The organism is Kitasatospora sp. NPDC040550 (assembly GCF_055594965.1).
This window is the reverse complement of record NZ_JBVIWC010000057.1, coordinates 1-15,585: the sequence shown is the minus strand read 5'-3', so window position 1 is coordinate 15,585 and position 15,585 is coordinate 1. Positions and strand designations below refer to the sequence as shown.

At 72.6% G+C, this 15,585-nt stretch carries 15 protein-coding genes; 6 read left to right on the top strand and 9 right to left on the bottom strand.

Going from position 1 to position 15,585, the window contains the following annotated elements:
* Window positions 1–123: 123 nt before the first annotated feature.
* Window positions 124–1,074, bottom strand: coding sequence for a sirohydrochlorin chelatase family protein (locus ACZ58X_RS40035; protein ID WP_470338491.1), 951 nt, complete (start codon window positions 1,072–1,074; stop codon window positions 124–126).
* A gap of 558 nt (window positions 1,075–1,632) precedes the next feature.
* Here ACZ58X_RS40035 and ACZ58X_RS40030 point away from each other — a divergent pair.
* Complete coding sequence (locus tag ACZ58X_RS40030) at window positions 1,633–1,896, top strand: DUF397 domain-containing protein (RefSeq protein ID WP_470338490.1); 264 nt, start codon at window positions 1,633–1,635, stop codon at window positions 1,894–1,896.
* A 361-nt stretch (window positions 1,897–2,257) separates the two neighbouring features.
* Here ACZ58X_RS40030 and ACZ58X_RS40025 read toward each other — a convergent pair whose 3' ends face one another.
* Window positions 2,258–2,827, bottom strand: coding sequence for an ATP-binding protein (locus ACZ58X_RS40025; RefSeq protein WP_470338489.1), 570 nt, complete (start codon window positions 2,825–2,827; stop codon window positions 2,258–2,260).
* Window positions 2,828–3,245: 418 nt separating this feature from the next.
* Between ACZ58X_RS40025 and ACZ58X_RS40020 the strand changes: the two genes are divergently transcribed.
* Complete coding sequence (locus tag ACZ58X_RS40020) at window positions 3,246–4,112, top strand: helix-turn-helix domain-containing protein (RefSeq protein ID WP_360238721.1); 867 nt, start codon at window positions 3,246–3,248, stop codon at window positions 4,110–4,112.
* A 92-nt stretch (window positions 4,113–4,204) separates the two neighbouring features.
* On the opposite strand, the gene ACZ58X_RS40015 is transcribed toward ACZ58X_RS40020, so the two are convergent.
* Both ACZ58X_RS40015 and ACZ58X_RS40010 read right to left on the bottom strand, forming a co-directional pair.
* Entirely contained in the window at window positions 4,205–4,810 is a 606-nt protein-coding gene (locus ACZ58X_RS40015; RefSeq protein ID WP_470338488.1) for a TetR/AcrR family transcriptional regulator, read from the bottom strand.
* 233 nt (window positions 4,811–5,043) lie between these two features.
* Window positions 5,044–6,558: an MFS transporter gene (locus tag ACZ58X_RS40010; protein ID WP_470338487.1), complete on the bottom strand. Its 1,515-nt coding sequence runs from the start codon at window positions 6,556–6,558 to the stop codon at window positions 5,044–5,046.
* Between the two features lie 87 nt (window positions 6,559–6,645).
* On the opposite strand from ACZ58X_RS40010, the gene ACZ58X_RS40005 reads away from it, so the two are divergent.
* Window positions 6,646–7,095, top strand: coding sequence for a MarR family winged helix-turn-helix transcriptional regulator (locus ACZ58X_RS40005; protein WP_470338486.1), 450 nt, complete (start codon window positions 6,646–6,648; stop codon window positions 7,093–7,095).
* Between the two features lie 52 nt (window positions 7,096–7,147).
* Here ACZ58X_RS40005 and ACZ58X_RS40000 read toward each other — a convergent pair whose 3' ends face one another.
* The 5 genes from ACZ58X_RS40000 to ACZ58X_RS39980 form a co-directional block, all read right to left on the bottom strand.
* The gene (locus ACZ58X_RS40000; RefSeq protein ID WP_470338485.1) at window positions 7,148–8,095 is read right to left on the bottom strand and encodes a M56 family metallopeptidase; all 948 of its coding nucleotides are present in this window, start codon (window positions 8,093–8,095) and stop codon (window positions 7,148–7,150) included.
* A gap of 153 nt (window positions 8,096–8,248) precedes the next feature.
* The gene (locus ACZ58X_RS39995) at window positions 8,249–8,824 is read right to left on the bottom strand and encodes a DUF5134 domain-containing protein (RefSeq protein WP_470338484.1); all 576 of its coding nucleotides are present in this window, start codon (window positions 8,822–8,824) and stop codon (window positions 8,249–8,251) included.
* Between the two features lie 161 nt (window positions 8,825–8,985).
* Window positions 8,986–9,744, bottom strand: a complete 759-nt coding sequence (locus tag ACZ58X_RS39990; RefSeq protein WP_470338483.1) for an amino acid ABC transporter ATP-binding protein — start codon at window positions 9,742–9,744, stop codon at window positions 8,986–8,988.
* The gene (locus tag ACZ58X_RS39985) at window positions 9,741–10,610 is read right to left on the bottom strand and encodes an amino acid ABC transporter permease (protein WP_470338493.1); all 870 of its coding nucleotides are present in this window, start codon (window positions 10,608–10,610) and stop codon (window positions 9,741–9,743) included. Before ACZ58X_RS39985 ends, ACZ58X_RS39990 begins: the two co-directional genes overlap by 4 nt.
* An 89-nt stretch (window positions 10,611–10,699) precedes the next feature.
* The gene (locus tag ACZ58X_RS39980; RefSeq protein WP_470338482.1) at window positions 10,700–11,590 is read right to left on the bottom strand and encodes an ABC transporter substrate-binding protein; all 891 of its coding nucleotides are present in this window, start codon (window positions 11,588–11,590) and stop codon (window positions 10,700–10,702) included.
* A gap of 501 nt (window positions 11,591–12,091) precedes the next feature.
* On the opposite strand from ACZ58X_RS39980, the gene ACZ58X_RS39975 reads away from it, so the two are divergent.
* From ACZ58X_RS39975 to ACZ58X_RS39965, 3 genes are read left to right on the top strand one after another with little or no spacing between them, the layout of a single operon-like run.
* Window positions 12,092–13,492, top strand: a complete 1,401-nt coding sequence (locus ACZ58X_RS39975; protein WP_470338481.1) for a DUF6421 family protein — start codon at window positions 12,092–12,094, stop codon at window positions 13,490–13,492.
* Window positions 13,489–14,247, top strand: coding sequence for an SDR family NAD(P)-dependent oxidoreductase (locus ACZ58X_RS39970; RefSeq protein ID WP_470338480.1), 759 nt, complete (start codon window positions 13,489–13,491; stop codon window positions 14,245–14,247). The genes ACZ58X_RS39975 and ACZ58X_RS39970 overlap by 4 nt, the downstream gene beginning before the upstream one ends.
* Window positions 14,244–15,320: a threonine aldolase family protein gene (locus tag ACZ58X_RS39965; protein ID WP_470338492.1), complete on the top strand. Its 1,077-nt coding sequence runs from the start codon at window positions 14,244–14,246 to the stop codon at window positions 15,318–15,320. The genes ACZ58X_RS39970 and ACZ58X_RS39965 overlap by 4 nt, the downstream gene beginning before the upstream one ends.
* The last annotated feature ends 265 nt before the right edge of the window (window positions 15,321–15,585 follow it).

Below are 15,585 nucleotides of genomic sequence, written 5' to 3'. Positions count from 1 at the left end.
CCGAAGGCTGGGGGCCATCGGCGACTGACGACAACGCGGCGAGGTGCGCTTGTGCCCTGGGGGTACCTCCCGGCCGAAGGCTGGGGGAGCGTCGCGCGCCCGGCGGGAATTGTCAGACACGCCCTAGCCCTCCACGGGGCCTTCGGCGGCCGCGTGGGCGCGCCGGGAACCCTCGCTGGCCCCGACGGCGGCCGCGGCCTCCGCCTCGGCCTCGGCGAGCTCCTCCGCGGTCGGCACCGGCAGGGCGGCCAGGTAGGTGGAGGCGATCAGCTGGCCGACCGTCGGGTAGGCGCCCAGCGGCGCGGCCGACGGGCAGCCGGTCTCCTCGGCGGCCGCGGCGAGCAGCTCCGAGTCCGCCTCCGGGCCGATGACGAGCGGGGCCAGGGCGGGGCGCTCGGAGCCGGTCTCCTTGAGGTGGTCGACGGCGGCGGCGACCGAGCCGGGCACGTCGAGCGCGGCGGCGACCACCGGGACGGCCAGCCGGGCGGCCAGCAGCACACCGGTGATCCCGGCCGCGGCGGCCGCGTCCTCGCCGCCGACGGTGGTCAGGACCACGCCGTCCGCGGCGGTCGCGATGGCGAACAGCCGGGCCCGGTCGGCCCGCGCCAGCCCGGCCTCGGACAGTCGGACGTGGACGGCCTCGGCCAGCAGCGGGTGCGGGCCCAGCGCGTCGGTGACGGTCGCGCCGTACTCGGCGGCGAGGGCGTGAAGCCCGGTCAGGAAGTCGTGCGGGCCCGGGACCAGCGGCACCACGACGGGCGTCGGCAGTCCGGCCTCGGCGGCCCCCGCCAGCAGCTCCGCGACGGTGCGCTCCTGCGGGTCCGCGGCCCCGGCGTCGGCGGCCGGGAGGTAGCCGACCGCGGCCTGGACGCCGGTGTGCTCGCTCCGGACGATCGAGAGCAGCTCCTCGACGACCGAACGGGACTCGGGCCCCGCGGTCGCGGGTACGGCGAGCACCAGGGCCGGCGAGCCGGTGCGGATCTCGGGGCGCTCGGGGCGGCGGTGGCGCCCCCGCGCACGGGAACCTGGAGTGCGGACGGGCAGTGGCGCGCCCGGGATGGCTGCGGTGCTCATGCCGGAGATCGTAGGACATCTGCCCGTCAGGCCTGCAGTCGGCTGCCGTACGGGTTTCGGGTGGTCGCGGTGCGGGGGTCGTGTCCCTGCCGTTCCGGTCCGGGGCGATTGCCCGCAATCCGGACATTCCTCGCCCAAGCCCCGTACGGAACCCCTCGGTTGCCCTGACGTGTCCCGCGGGGTGGCGCGTTGCACCGGAGCCGCGTGAGATGTCTCACAGCCGCCGGGCGACCTGACGGAGGGTCACGGCGGCGCGACTCCCGGCATTCGAAGATCAACATTCAGCGGGGAACCGCTCACGGCCGGTTATGGACGAACCGTCGATTCAGTGGTCTATGTCCGTTTACGTACCGTCAGGAGAAGGGTCCGTGAAGAGTTCGCGGCGACCGCCGAAAAGCCTCGTGCACCTGCACTGTCCCGTGCTGATGCACGTGCACTGCGGCTATCATCACGTCAAGTGAGGCGTTGTGCCGGGCCGGTACGGGGCCGGTCCGTTCGTTCGGCGGGTGCCGGGGCGCCGCGCTGGACGACAACTCCGGAGCTCTTCGGGAGACTTCTATGCACGACTCGCAGGACACGCACGGTTCCGACCACGCCTACAACGGGATGGCCGCCGCCGACCTCACGGGGGTGGTCTGGCAGAAGAGCCGGCACAGCAACTCCCAGGGCAACTGCGTCGAGTTCGCGGCCCTGCCGGGCGGCGACGTGGCGATGCGCAACTCGCGCTTCCCGGACGGCCCGGCGCTCATCTACACCCGGGCCGAGATCGCGGCCCTGCTGCTGGGTGCCAAGGACGGGGAGTTCGACCACCTCGCGGTCTGACCGGCCGCTGCTCCGCCATCGGGGGGCCGTCGTGGGTGCTGACACCACGACGGCCTTTGTCTTTGCCCGGGGCCGCCGGGAGAGGCGGCGGCCCGGTGCGCCCGTGAGCGGTCCGGTGGCGGACCGTCGGGCGGGGCCTGCCGGGGTGGCACGGGTGCTGCCGTGGATGCTCCCGCCGGCGCTTCCGCCGGTGCCGCAGGTCCGGAGCGGGCAGCCGTCGTCGGTGCCGGTGCCGGTGCCGGTACCGGGGTCGGTACCGGGGGCGCGGGCCGGCCCGGCGTGGGGGCCGCGGGGGCGGGCCGGCGGGCCCGGGGCGTGGTCCTCCCGGGTCGTTCCTCGGCCGGCCGTGCGCCGTGCGGCGCTAGGCCGAGCGCCGGTGCCGTCCACCGATTTCGACCCGGCCGGCCGGCGCGGTGCCGTCGAGCAGGGTGCCGTCCAGTCCGTTGCCGCAGCCGGGCTCCGCCTCGAACACGGCCCAGACCACCTTGCCGCTGCCCAGCGGGTGCCAGCCCCAGGAGCGGCTGAACGACTCCACCAGGTGCAGTCCGCGGCCCGATTCGGCGACGAAGTCCGCCTCCCGGGCCACCGGGCCGGTACTGCTCGGGTCGCTCACCGCGCAGACCACCTGGGGGGCGCGGTGCACCAGGCTTATTCGGATCGGCAGCCGCCCTTCCGGGGTGGGCTGTGTGGGAAAGTCGTACTCGCCCAGGGCGCCGCCCGACGGGTCGGGCCGTGCGCCGATCGCATGCCGGAGCGCGTTGGTCACGAGTTCCGAGGCCACCAGGGCGACGTCGTCGAACAGCTCCATCAGGCCCCAGCGCTGGAGAGAGGTCCGGGCGAAGTCGCGTGCGGTTCTCACGGCTTCGAAGCGAGGAGCGAGCGTACAGGTGACCACATGGGGGTCAACTGCCAAAGCCGTACCGGTGCTCATGAAGAGCTCCTCCCATAAGGGGGCGGACACGGCTGGACCCGCCGGGGTCATGCCGGTCACCTCCGACTCGCTCGGCCGCTCGGCCGCCCCCTCGACCAGGCGCGCGCGCACTCGAACGCCCGATGGCGCGGGGGACGCCGTCGGGCCGGTGCACGGAGTCGCGCGTGGGGTCGACGCGGAGCCCGCGGGATTGCCAGGGATGTGCAGGTGCACGTGCACCATGGTGGTGTGCGCTCACTGCAGATGCAAGAGTCGATTCACGTGCAGTCGCACTATTGGCATATGCAAGCGCCGGATGCACGTGCATCCTGGTGTGCGGAGTGCGGAACTGATAGGAACATCCGTCAGTATCGGCACCGTGAGCGCTCAACTGATGGCAGACTGTGCGCTGTTTGCCCTAGGTGGAGGTTTCGACCGCATGACCACAGTTCAGCCGGGCGGCGGCTCGATGGTCCGCCGGATCCTCCTCGGCTCGCAGCTGCGTCGCCTGCGAGAGGCGCGCGGCATCACCCGAGAGGACGCGGGCTACGCGATCCGCGCGTCCGAATCCAAGATCAGTCGCATGGAGCTCGGCCGGGTCAGTTTCAAGGAGCGCGACGTCGCCGACCTGCTGAGTCTCTACGGCGTCGACGACGGCCTGGAGCGGGAGGCCCTGCTCGGGCTGGTCCGCGAGGCCAACAAGTCCGGTTGGTGGCACAGCTTCAACGACGTGCTGCCGGGCTGGTTCCAGACCTACGTCGGCCTGGAGGAGGCCGCCCAGCTGATCCGCACCTACGAGGTGCAGTTCATCCCCGGACTGCTGCAGTCCGAGGAGTACGCACGGGCGGTTTTCGGCCAGAGTCGGCCGGTCATCAGCGAGGAGGAGGTCGAGCGCCGGGTCAGTCTCCGGCTGCGCCGCCAGAAGCTGCTGACCGAGGGCGCCAGCCCGCGCCTGTGGGCGGTCATCGACGAGGCGGCGCTGCGCCGGCCGGTCGGCGGCCCCAAGGTGATGCGCGGCCAGGTCCAGTACCTGATCGACGTCGCCGAGCAGGCCAACGTGGTCATCCAGGTCATGCCGTTCCGCTTCGGTGCGCACGCGGGCGAGTCCGGGGCGTTCACGATCCTGCGCTTCCCGGAGCAGGACCTCGCGGACGTGGTCTACCTGGAGCAGCTCACCAGCGCGCTGTACCTGGACAAGCGGGACGACGTCGACGCGTACGTCCAGGTCATGGAGCGGCTCTGCGTGGACAGCCTCACGCCGGAGCGCACGATAGACCTGCTCTCCTCGATCCTCAAGGAACGCTGAGCAACTCCCGGGCGGGGGCCGGGGGATCCCCCCCGCTCCCGCCCGGGAGTCGGCTCGTCCGCACGGCAGCCCGAGTCGGCCGCCGGCCCCCGTCAACCGCGGGCCGGCGGCCGCTCGCGTTCCGGCGGCAGCGGCTGCGGCGGGCGGCCCAGTTCCCAGGGCAGGTCGTAGCGGCGGAACAGATCGGCCCGGATCGGCGCCAGCGGGATCTCCGCGCCCGGTAGCAGCACTCCGATGCAGCCGCCCATCAGCGCGCTGCGCAGCACCGCGTGTTCGGCGACCGGGTCCGGCGCGCCCCAGTCGTCGAGCAGGCCCTGGAGGATCGCGCCGAGCTGCTGCTGCTCCGGTTCCTGGACGAAGGCGCCGGTGTCCGGGTCGAGGATGAGCGCCAGGTGCGAGCGCATCACCCGGGGGTGGTCCAGGGCCAGGGCGAGGACGGCGTCTATCGCGCGGGCCAGCCGGGCCTCGGGGGTGGCGTCCGGCGGCAGCTCGGCCAGGGCGCCGGAGAGCGACTGGTGCATCAGCCGGTGCGTCGCGGCCTGCATCAGCAGTCGTTTGCCGTCGAAGTAGTACGAGAGCAGACCGCGGGCGAGGCCGGCCCGTTCGGCGATGTCGGTCAGCGTGGTGCCGGCATAACCGTGCTGGTCAACCAGTTCGACGGTGGCCCGCATGATGCGTCGGCGGGAGCGTTGCCGCATCTCCTCGTTGACCGAATCCCCGCGAGGTGCCATCGTGTCTGCTCCGAACGTTCGTTGACTCCGGGCCAATATACTTGCGCAGCCGGCAGTCGCGCCGTGGAACCGTGCGCCCTCACGCGGGTGCCGCCCCGGGCGGCCGGTACACATACGGCCGGCTCCACCAACACGGGGGTTTGGTGGAGCCGGCACCAGTGCCCCGACGGCCGGGGGCCGTACGGGGCGGGGCCAGTGGGTCAGCGCTCGGTCAGGACTTCGGTCCGGGCCACGGACGGCGCGGCGGACGGGTAATCATAATCCGGCACCGGTACGGGAGTTGCCCTGCGACGCCGGTCCACCAGGGCACCCGTCGCGGCGACCGCCAGCCCGATCAGCGCGACCGCGGTGACCAGGACCAGCGCCGGCCGGTAGCCGTCCAGCTGGGCCTGCGGGCTGTCGCCGCCCGCGCTCCCGGCCGTGAGCATCGCCGTCACCCCGGCCAGCACCACTGCGGTGCCGACCTGGATCGCGGTGTTCACCAGCCCCGAGGCCAGCCCCTGCTCCTCGTCGGCCACCCCGTCGGTGGCGGCGATGTTCACCGAGGGGAAGGCCAGTGCGAAGCCCACGCCGAGCAGCAGCATCGAGGGCAGCACCAGGACCGGGTACGAGCTGTGCTCGTCCAGGCGCAGGAACAGGGCGAAGGCGCCGGCCAGGGCCAGCAGGCCGATCGGCAGCAGCCGGCCGGTGCCGAAGCGGTCCACGATCGGGCCCATGAACGGGGCCGAGAGCGCGATGAAGGCGCCGGCCGGCAGCAGGCCCAGGGCCATCTCCAGGGCCGACCAGCCGAGCAGGTGCTGGAGGTAGAGCGTGACGACGAACTGGAAGCCGCCGTACGCGCCGGCCATCGCGAAGGCGACGATGTTGGCCCGGGCCACCGAGCCGTTGCGGAAGATGCCGAGCCGGACCAGCGGGTGGGCGGCGCGGCTCTCGGCGAGCAGGAAGGCGGCGGCCAGCGCGGCCACCACGACCAGCGAGCCGAGGGTGCGCAGGCTCAGCCAGCCGGCGCCCTGGGCCTCGGTCACGGTGAAGACCAGCAGCAGGACGGTGGCGGTTCCGGTGATCGCGCCCAGCACGTCGTAGCCGCCCTTGGCGGGCTCCTCGACCGGGCGGGGGAGCAGGCGGACGGCGAACAGCAGGGCGAGCAGCGCGACCGGGACGGGCATCAGGAAGGTCCAGCGCCAGCCGACCGAGGTGAGCAGTCCGCTCAGCACCAGGCCGAGCGAGAAGCCGCTGGCGCCGCAGGTGGTGTAGATGGACAGCGCCCGGTTGCGGGCCGGGCCCTCCGCGAAGGTCGTGGTGATGATCGACAGCCCGGCGGGGGCGGTGAAGGCGGCGCTGACACCCTTGAGGAAGCGGGCTGCGATCAGCAGGCCGCCGTCGTCGACCAGCCCGCCGACCAGCGAGGCGGCGGCGAAGACGCCGAGGGCGACCAGGAAGACCCGGCGGCGGCCGAGCAGGTCGGCGGCGCGGCCGCCGAGCAGCAGCAGGCCGCCGTAGCCGAGCACGTAGCCGGAGACCACCCACTGCAGGGTGGAGGTCGAGAGGTGCAGTTCGGAGCCGATGGAGGGGAGGGCGACGCCCACCATCGAGACGTCCAGGGCGTCCAGGAACATGGCGGCGCAGAGCACGAGCAGAGTGCCCCAGAGGCGGGGTGTCCAGTTCAACCCGCTGGTTGACGGAGCGTCGGGAGACGTGACGGTCGCGGTGGTCATGGGGAGGACAGTACATGCACGTGCATTCAATGCAAATGAATTAGATGTGAACGCATAAATTTACGCTGCACGTGCTAACCTGGCGGCGTGGCTGAACTCGACCCCCTCGAAGCCTCGGCGGAGGCCGGTCTGATCGCGGAATGGCGCGAGCTGCTGGCCCGGCACGCCTCGGCCGTCTGCGCGCTCGACCGTGAGCTCGGCGAGAAGTACGGGCTGGGCATGAGCGAGTTCGAGGTACTGGAACGCCTGGTGGAGGGCTGCCAGGCCGACGGCCGGCACGCCCTGCGGTCCAGCGAGCTGGCCCCGACCGTCCACCTGAGCCAGAGCGCGCTCTCCCGGCTGATCGCCCGCCTGGAGAAGAGCGGCCTGGTGACCCGGGCGATGTGCGAGAGCGACCGGCGGGGCATCATGATCGCCCTCACTCCGGCCGGGCGGGAGCGCTACGACCAGGCCCGGCCGCTCCATCGCGAGGTGCTCGGACAGACCCTCGGCGGCCGGTTCGCCCCGCTCTGCGGGGAGTCTCGGACCCACGGCTGACGCTGGGTCAAATCCGCGGTGCGGCTGGCGGGTTCGGCATCCTGTCGAGGTGCTAGAGCAGCGAGTGCAGCCCCGGCGCGGCGGCCAGCAGCAGGGCCGCGGCGGGCGCGGCCAGGGCGACGGCGGTCAGCTGGAGCCGGTGCGGGACGGAGAGCCGGGGGCGGCCCGCGAGCAGTCGGTCCACCCGCTTCGGGGACTGGGCCAGGCCGGGCGGACAGGAGCCGAACACCCCGCGGTCCAGGTTGAGTTCGGCCAGCGCGAGGGCGGTGGTGTGCCGCCCGTGCCGACGGGCGGCCCGGTCGTCGGCCGCCAGCTCGACCAGCTCCGCCACCTGGTCCCGGAAGGCCCGGAACACCCGGATGCCGGGGAAGCCGGAGGCGAGCGCCTGGGCGAACTGCTGCAGCCAGTGGTGCCGGGCGCGGACATGGCCGCGCTCGTGGCTCAGCACGGCCGCCAACTCCCGGTCGGTGAGCTGCTGGAGGGCGCCGGTGGTGACCACCAGGCGGGAGTTCGGGCCGGGCAGCGACCAGGCCTCGGGGCGGACGTTCTCCAGCACCACCAGCCGCTCCCGGCGACTCCGGGCGGCCTCGATCGCCTCGGGCAACTCCGGCGCCCTGGTCGCGAGTTGGGCGTGCCGTCGGGAGCGCAGGGCCTTGGCCGTACGGACCTCGCGGGTGAGTGCCAGCACCGTCTGCAGCGCGCCCGCGGCCAGCACCGCGGCGCACAGCCGCCCCCAGCCCTCGGCGTCCTGGAGGCCGTACGCGGCCTCCACGCCGTGCGGGGCGCCGGCGAACACCCAGGCGCGCAGCGCGGGCTCGGCGGCGGAGGCGGCGAGGACCAGGCCCAGGGCGCAGCACAGCAGGACGGCCACCACGACGCACTGCCACACCAGCAGGGCCAGCACCGGTTCGCGCTCCACCCAGCGGGCCCGGGCCAGCAGCCGGGGCACCACGGTGGCGAGCAGCAGGCCGAGCAGCAGCAGGCCGGTCAGGGCAGTCATCGCATGGGCTCCCCGAGTACGCACGGAGCGCGACAGCGCGCTCCCCGCCAACCTATGCGCTGGCAACGCCCGGTGGAACGGCTTTCGGCGGGCCAGTGACCAACGCCACGCGCGGGTCCGCCGCGGGCGGGGAGTCGGCCCGGGCCGGGCGCGTCACATGGTCAGGAGCATGGCGAACATGCCGATCCCCATGGCCAGCCGACAGGCCTGCGGCAGGCCGGTGGTGCCGAGGGCGAGGGCGCCGGCCGGGGTGCGCAGCAGCCGGGCGCCGGTCCAGAGCGCGTAGCCCCCGAAGTAGAGCAGCAGCGCGCCGGTCAGCAGGGGCGCGCCGAGGGCGGCGGCGTGGTGGTGCCCGGCCGGGGAGACGGTCATCGCGAGGGCCAGGTAGGTCATGGCGAGCGCGCCGACCGCGTGGTGCAGACGGTGCGCCCGGCCACTGGGGGTGTGCAGGGCGGCCAGCAGGAAGACGGCCGCCGGGAGGCCGAACAGGCACGCCCAGAAGGCCGCCGGGACGGTGGCCCCGGTGACGGCCATCGCCGCCATGCCGAGCCCCATCAGGGCCTCGGCGGCGTCGGACTCCCGGGCCAGCGCCGGGTGGGGGCGGTGCGGCCCGGGGGGCGCCGGGGTCGCGTGGGCACAGGGGGACTGCCGCAGGCGGGTCAGGCAGTAGGCGCCAGCGGTGGCGGTGAGGAGGGCGAGGAGCCAGTTGACCAGGGTGGGTCCGTGCAACGGCGGCCTCCCGGGGCGCGGACGATCGTCCCGTCCACGATCACCGCTCCGCCCCGGGCGCGGCCAGGGCGCGTACGGGGGCGCACTGTGGTGACCGCCGTGGTGCGATCCACCCCGGGAGCCCCGCGCCCCCGCCGAGCGACCGCCGCACCGGCGGTTCCTCAGCCCTGGAGTCGCCCCGAGGCGACGATCCGGCTGAGGAACCGCCGGGTCCGCTCCTCCTCCGGATCGCCGAACACCTGCTGCGGCGGCCCCTGTTCGAGCACCACCCCGCCGTCCAGGAAGCAGACCTGGTCGGCGACCTCGCGGGCGAACCCCATCTCATGGGTGGAGAGGACCATCGTCATCCCCTGTTCCTTGAGGTCCCGCACCACCGAGAGCACCTCGCCGACCAGCACCGGGTCGAGCGCCGCGGTGATCTCGTCGAGCAGCAGCAGCCGGGGCCCGGCCGCCAACGCCCGGACGATGGCGACCCGTTGCTGCTGTCCGCCGGAGAGCCGGTCCGGGTACTCCCGGGCCTTCGCCGCCAGCCCGAGCCGCTCCAGCAGCGCGAGTGCCTTCTCCTCGGCCTCCGCCCGGCCGACCCGGTGCACCCGGCGCGGGGCGAGCGTGACGTTCTCCAGCACCGTCATGTGCGGGAACAGGTTGTACGACTGGAACACCACCCCGATCCGGCGCCGCACGGCGTCCTCGTCGGCGCGCGGGTCGGTGATCTCCTCGCCGTCCAGGAAGATCGCGCCGTCGTCGATCCCCTCCAGCAGGTTGACGCACCGCATCAGGGTGGACTTCCCGGAGCCGGACGCCCCGATCAGCGCCGTCACCGAGTGCTCGGGCACCGCGAGGCCGACGTCGCGCAGTACCACCTGGTCGCCGAAGCTCTTGCGCACCGACTCCAGCCGGAGCACCTCCGTCCCGCTCACACGGCACCGCCCTGCAGCTGCCGACGGTTCATCCGCCCGGTCAGCCAGTCGGCGACCCGGGTCAGCGGAACGGTCAGCACGATGAACACCAGCCCCGCCACCAGGTACGGCGTGAAATTGAAGGAGTGCGCCGCGATGATCTTCGCCGCGTACACCGCGTCGATCGCGCCGCCGATCGAGACCAGCCCGGTGTCCTTCTGGAGGCTCACCAGGTTGTTGATCAGCGGCGGCACCACCCGCCGCACCGCCTGCGGCAGCACCACGAACCGCATGGCCTGCGCGTTGGTCAGCCCCAGCGAGCGCGCGGCCGCCCGCTGGCTGGGGTGCACCGACTCGATGCCGGAGCGGAACACCTCCGACACGTACGCCGAGTACGTCAGCACCAGCGCGGCCCCGCCGAGCAGCAGCGGATCGGTGGTCACCCCGGTGAGCCGCAGCGCCGGCACCCCGGTGATCATCACCAGCAGGCAGATGATCATCGGCAGCCCGAGGAAGAAGTCCACGTACGCGGTGGCCAGCAGCCGCACCGGCAGGAAGACCGGCCCGCGCAGCGTCCGCAGCACCGCCAGCAGCAGCCCGAACACCAGGATCAGCACCCCGCAGCCGAGCATCAGCTCCAGGTTGAGCCGCAGCCCCCGGAGCACCTCGGGCAGTGCCTGGCGGGCGTAGTCCAGGTTGAAGAAGGTCCGCCGGGTCACCTCCCAGCCGGGGGAGTTGACGACCAGCAGGTAGAGCGCGACGGCCGTCAGCACGGTCGAGGCGGTGGCCACCACCGCCGAGCGGCGGGCCCGGGCCCGCCGGTACGCCTCGTGCGCCAGCCGCCGCTCGGACGGGCGGTAGCCGTCCTCCCCGGTCGGTCCGGCGATCCCGACCGGAGACGACGGACCGGCCGGGGAGGCGGACCCGGCCGCGGCTCCGGCGATGTCGACCGGCCCGGGCGGGCCCGCCTCCGCACTCACTTGAGCACCGGTGCCGAGACGGCGTCCGACAGCCACTGCTTCTCCAGCGTGGCCAGCGTCCCGTCCGCGCGCAGCGCGTCCACCGCCTGTGACACGCACGGCGTCAGCTTGGAGCCCTTGTCCAGCACCAGCCCGAACTGCTCGGTCTTCGAGGCGGATTCGAACTGCCCCACCACCTGGGCCTCCGGCACCTCGGCGCCGGTGATGTAGAACGCCGTCGGCAGGTCGACGACCAGCGCCTCCACCTGACCGTTCTTCAACGCGGCCTTGGCCAGGTCGTTGGAGTCGAACACGGCCGGCTGGGTGCTCGGCTTGATGGTGTCGGTGATGGTGTCCAGGCTCGTGGTGCCGACCTGGGCGCCCAGCTTGGCGCCCTTGAGGTCGGCGACGCTCTTCGCGCCCGCCGCCTTGGAACCCTTCAACGCGATCACGGCCTGGCGCACGCCGTAGTAGCCGGAGGAGAAGTCCACCGCCTGCTTGCGCTCGTCACTGATGGACACCTGGTTGATGTCGAAGTCGAAGTCCTTGGCGCCCGGCGCGGTCGCCTTGCCGAACGGCGCGACCACCCAGCCGACCTTGCCCTTCGGGTAGCCGAGCTTCTCCGCCACCGCGTACGCCACGGCCGACTCGAAGCCCTTCCCGTTCTCCGGCTTGTCCTCGGAGAACCAGGGGTCGTACGCCGGCTTGTCGGTGCCGACGGTCAGCTTCCCGGCGGTCCGGGTGGCCAGCGCCCCCGGCGCGCAGCCCGCCGCACCGGCGGTGCCCGGGGCGCCGGAGGCGGCGGCCCCGTCGGACTTGGCGTCCTGCGGCGCGCACCCGGTGAGCACGGCGGCGACGACCGCCAGCGCGGCGAGGGGCAGGACGGCGGACGGCTTGCGCAGGCTCATGGCAGGGCTCCAGGGGAGGACCGGGCGGGACAGGGGGGAGAGACCGGTGGGGTACTGCGGGCCGGACCGGGCGGGCCGCTTCCCGGCGGGTCACTTCCCCCGGTGGCGGCGCCGGAACACTCACGGCATGGTCGGCGTACGGGCCCGCGTCCGCGGCGCCCCGGGCCGGATCAGCGACAGCGGCGGCAGTGGCAGCGGCTGGGCGCGCGGCGGCAGGGACAACAGGCCTGCTGACGGGAGGGCGCCCGGAACGGGTTGTCGTGGCGCTCGGCCACCGTGATCACCTCCGGGAGCATGCGGGGAGGTTCGCATCACAACGGCGCGGCTGTCCAGAACATCCAGGAAACCGTCCACATGCCGGACAACCGGGGCTCCGACGGAGATTCCGGGGCCGGAGCGGCGGCGCACGGGAGGTTTGCCGGTTCGGACCCCCTTGAACGGGAGAACCTTTCGTACTTATGGTGTCCTCGTTGAAATAACTCCTGTCGAAGTGAGTCCACGATGCAGAATCTTTCGCCAAGGCTCGCTGCGGCGGCCGACGCCCCGGCCTCGACCCTCGCCGCTCACCCGGCGTGGCTGCGCCTGAAGGAGGCCGTCGAGACGCTGCGCCCGCTGCAGTCCAAGGACGGCTCCATCGACCTGTCCGCGGTCCAGCGCCACACCGTCGACCCGCTGGTCGCCGACGTCCGGGCGTCCATCGAGGAGCTCGCCCCGCACTTCCCGCACGACGCCGCCTACCTGGCGGCCGTCGACGCGGACCTCGCCAAGTGGGCCGACACCGGCTACCGCGAGCCCGACTTCCTGGACTCGCTGCTCGCCTTCCAGCCCGCCGAGCAGCGCGAGGACGGCCTGGAGCACCTCGTCGTCTTCCCGATGTACACCCAGAACGGCAACCCGGACCGCAACCTGGAAGCCGTCCTGCTGAGCGTGGTCTGGCCCGAGTGGCTGGACGAGCTGGAGCGCACCCGGTTCGACAACCCGATGTTCGTGCCGATCACCTTCACGGACTTCACGGCCGGCTACGACACCAACTCCGCCGTGCTCTTCCCCGAGACGGTCGCCGTGCGCAAGGCGCCGGAGCGCTTCACCTGGGGCGGCATCTTCTGCGACCGCGAGGCCGCCCGCTTCCGCGCCGTGACCACCAGCGCCGTCCAGCAGCTCGGCCTGGAGATCCCGGCCGACGCCGAGGGCCTGCTCCAGGACCAGCAGCGCGCGCAGGAGACCTTCGTGCTGTGGGACCTCGTCCACGACCGCACCCACAGCCACGGCGACCTGCCGTTCGACCCCTTCATGATCAAGCAGCGCAGCCCGTTCTGGATGTACGGCCTGGAGGAGCTCCGCTGCGACCTCACCACCTTCAAGGAGGCGGTGCAGCTGGAGACCGAGGGCAACCCGCACGCCCGCGACGTCCAGTACGCGATCCTCTTCGACCGGCTGTTCCGCTTCCCGGTCAGCGGCGACCGCGTCCGCAACTACGACGGCATGGGCGGCCAGCTGCTCTTCGCGTACCTGCACAAGCACGACGCGCTGCGCTGGCGCGACAACCGCCTCACCATCGACTGGGAGCGCGCCCCGCAGGTCACCAACGCCCTCTGCGCGGACATCGAGACCCTCTACCGCGACGGCATCGACCGGCCCAAGCCGGCCCACTGGATCGCCGCCTACGAGCTGGTCTCCCGCTACCTCACCCCGCACCCGGCCTCCACCTGGGCCAAGGGCCCCGAGGCCCTCCCGCTCGACATCACCGACGGCAAGGCCCTGAACAAGGCGCTGTGCGACGCCGTGCTCCCGGACGAGTTCCCGCTGAGCATGTTCTACGAGGCCCTGTCCAAGAAGCTCCGCGGCGTCATCGCCGCCACCGCCGGCATCACCGGCGCCGGCATCCAGGGAGTCGCCGCGTGACCACCAACCCCTCCACCAAGCTGGCCGGCAAGGTCATCGCGGTCGCCGGAGCCAGCGGCCCGGCCGGCCAGGCCGTGCTGCGCCGCCTCGCGGCCGAGGGCGCCACCGTCATCGGCGCCGACATCGACCCCCGGCGCCTGGACTCCGCCCTCGACGCCACCCGGGTCGCGGTGCGCGGAGCGAAGGTCAGCGGCCAGGTGATCGACCTGCTCGACCCGCAGGAGGTCCACGACTGGGCCGACCACCTGGAGGCCGAGCACGGCCACGTCGACGGCCTGTTCCACCTGGTCGGCGGCTGGCGCGGCAGCAAGACCTTCTTCGACAGCCGCCTGGACGACTGGGACTTCCTGCACGACACCGTCGTGCGCACCCTCCAGCACACCTCGCTGGCCTTCCAGCCCGCGCTGGTCCGCAGCCCCGCCGGCCGCTACGCCATGGTCTCCGCCGCCGCGGCGCACAAGCCCACCGCGGGCGGCGCCGCCTACGCGGCCGCCAAGGCCGCCACCGAGGCCTGGACCCTGGCGATGGCCGACTCCTTCAAGAAGGAGACCACCTCCCCGGACGGCGAGCCCACCGCCGCGGCTGCGATCCTGGTCATCAAGGCGCTGGTCAGCCCCGAGATGCGGGCCGAAAAGCCGGAGGCCAAGTTCACGGGCTTCACCGACACCGCCGACCTCGCCGGACACCTGGCGGACCTCTGGGACCGCCCCGCAGCAGAACTGAACGGACAGCACCTGTGGCTGACAGCCCGATGACCGACCTCACCCGTACGGACGCGGTACGGCGGCACGACCCCGCCGTCCGCGGCTTCGCCAGCGACAACTACGCGGGCGTGCACCCCGAGGTCCTCGCCGCGATCGCCCTCGCCAACGGCGGCCACCAGATCTCGTACGGCGAGGACGACTACACCACGCACCTCCAGGACGTCTTCCGCCGCCACTTCGGCGACAAGGCCGAGGCCTACCCGGTGTTCAACGGCACCGGCGCCAACGTGGTCGCCCTCCAGGCGCTGCTGCCGCGCTGGGGCGCCGTGGTCTGCGCCGACACCGCCCACATCCACGTGGACGAGGGCGGCGCGCCGGAGAAGATGGGCGGCATCAAGCTGCACACCGTCCCCACCCCGGACGGCAAGCTCACCCCCGAGCTGCTCGACCAGCAGGCCTACGGCTTCGGCGACGAGCACCGCGCGCAGCCGCTCGCGGTGTCCATCACCCAGAGCACCGAGCTCGGCACCCTCTACACGGTCGACGAGCTCCGCGCGGTCATCGACCACGCCCACCAGCTCGGCATGCTCGTCCACATGGACGGCTCCCGCCTGGCGAACGCGGCCGACTCGCTCGGCCTGCCGATGCGGGCCTTCTCCACCGACCTGGGCGTCGACGTGCTGTCCTTCGGAGGTACGAAGAACGGCCTGCTGCTCGGTGAGGTCGTGGTGGTGCTCAACCCGGAGCGGGTGCGCAACATCAAGTACCTGCGCAAGACCTCGATGCAGCTCGCTTCGAAGATGCGCTTCGTCTCCGTCCAGTTCGAGGCGCTGCTCGCGGGCGACCTCTACCTGCGCAACGCCGGCCACGCGAATGCGATGGCCCGCCGCCTGGATGCCGCGGTCCGGAAGATCGAGGGCGTTGAGGTCGTGCGCCCGGTCCAGGCCAACGCGGTGTTCGCGATCCTCCCGCGCGAGGTGAGCGAGCGGCTGCAGAAGCGTTACCGCTTCTACTTCTGGAACGAGCAGACCGGTGAGGTTCGCTGGATGTGCTCCTTCGACACCACGGAGGCCGACATCGACGCCTTCGCGGCGGCCATCGCCGAGGAGATGGGCCGGGCCTGACACCCGGACCTGACACTGCATCGCCTCCGTCCGGACCCCGGGCGGAGGCGATTTGCATGTGGCGGGTCGGTCCCCGTACAGTTCCGGAGTCGCCGCGGGAGACCGGGGCGACAAAGCGGAAAGCGAATCCGATGAATGAAACTCCGGAAAACGGGGCGGAAAACATCTGATAAGCTGGAAACACGAAAGAACGAAGCGCCCGGAGGGCCCGCTGGAAGGCGGCCCGAAGGAAGCGTCCGTTCCTTGAGAACTCAACAGCGTGCCA